This window comes from Bacillus cereus, from assembly GCF_002577405.1.
Taxonomy (GTDB): domain Bacteria; phylum Bacillota; class Bacilli; order Bacillales; family Bacillaceae_G; genus Bacillus_A; species Bacillus_A cereus_AU.
The window spans coordinates 1-1,826 of record NZ_NULR01000047.1 but is presented as its reverse complement, the minus strand read 5'-3'; the positions used below and the strand labels follow the sequence as shown (position 1 = coordinate 1,826).

Below are 1,826 nucleotides of genomic sequence, written 5' to 3'. Positions count from 1 at the left end.
CAGTTTTCAAAGAACTACTTAGTCGCTCATTTGCGACTTCCTTATGTTAACATCTTCGTTAGTTAATGTCAACTAAGTTTTTCATTTTGTTTATTTCGTTTGTCGCTTTCTGCGTTGTTGCTATCGGCGACTTGTTCTATATTACACCTCTAACGTACAATCGTCAATATGTTTTTATAAAAAACTTCATTTTTATAAATCCTATTTACTTTATCAAATAATCTATTTACATATCTCTTCTATAAGAATATATAAGCAACCCATAAAACACCCCATGGGTTGCTATTCCACCAAAAACCTATTGTTCTTTTGAAGGAACCGAACAACTTCCATCAGTACAAGACATATCGCTTCCTTCGTCTGATGAAAACTCTTGTAACTTAGGCGCAGGATTCTCTTCCTCCCACACTTGCTGAAGTGCACCAACAAAAGTTTCAAGTGGTTGCGCACCTGAAATAGCATATTTTTGATTAATAATAAAATAAGGTACTCCCGAAATTTGATATTGCTGTGCAATCGCTTCATCAACTCTAACATCATTTGCATAAGCACTTTTGTTATTGATAACATCTAAAACCTCTTGCTTATCTAATCCCGACTTTTCAGCAATAGCAGCAAGTGTTTCCACATCACTTAAGTTTTGTGATTCAGTAAAATATGCAAAAAGAAGATTTTCTGTAATCTCCTTTTCCTTCCCTTGATCCTTAGCAAACTTCGCAAGACGATGCGCATCAAAGGTATTTGTCGGCTTCATCTCTTCAAAATTAAAACTTAACCCCATACTAGCTGCATGATTTCCTAGTTGTATGTTATTACGCTTAGCTTCTTCAATACTAATTCCATACTTTGATGCAAGTACTTCATTAATGCTCGTCCCAGAGTAAACAGGAGTATTCGGATCTAATTCAAAACTTTTAAACTCAACTTCAACATCGCCCCTATGCGGGAATTGTTCCAAAGCCATTTCTAATCTACGCTTCCCAATATAGCAAAACGGGCATACAAAATCAGACCAAACTTCAATTTTCATATGAACACCTCATTAACATTTAGTTTTCAATCATTGTAGCACTGGCACTGAGGAATTCAAAAGTTTATGCCTCAAGGAATCACGACTACTAACTAAAGAATCTTTCGTACCCATATATACACTTAAATTATAAATAAGCTCCTTGTTCACTATTCCTATATCTCACTACATACTTAGCATAATATAGCTGTTCTCATATAGTAGAAAAATATCTGTATTATTTTACTAGGTCACGTACCACTTCCCTATACACTCAATAACAAAAACTATTCCTCAAAACACTACTATATATAAGACTAAAAATTAAGCAGTATAAAATATAATTCCAAATTATATAGGTAACTTGTTTAATAGATTGAACAAACTGCAAGTTAAAAGGAAGCAATTATGAATGAAGTTATTTCAAAAGCATATTGGTGCGGAAGATTTAGATGTCCAATCATGAAAAAGGAGTATTTACTGGCAGGAATACCTCTAATTTTTATTAGTTCGGGGATACTGTACATAGGAATTTAAAGAAGAAGAGCTATACAATTCATAAACTATTAAATCATTTAGAGTATAAAAGCTTTAATTATGTACCAAGTTTTTTAGGGATTAACCATAAAGGAAGAGAAATCACCTCTTACATTAAAGATGATTTAATGAAAACTTATTAGAAATAGTGCAAATGCTTCGCTATAAATGATCTTTCAATTGATATAAGTTGGCAATCAATATCTTCAATCTTGTTTCTAACGAAACAAATATACAAAAAAACACAAGTCAAAAGACTTGTGTTTTTAGTTGCTTGGCG

The 1,826-nt window shown here is 32.7% G+C and carries 1 protein-coding gene; it reads right to left on the bottom strand.

Annotated features, from left to right (window positions below):
• Window positions 1-298: 298 nt before the first annotated feature.
• Complete coding sequence (locus COC96_RS26955; protein WP_098269523.1) at window positions 299-1,030, bottom strand: DsbA family oxidoreductase; 732 nt, start codon at window positions 1,028-1,030, stop codon at window positions 299-301.
• Window positions 1,031-1,826: the final 796 nt, after the last annotated feature.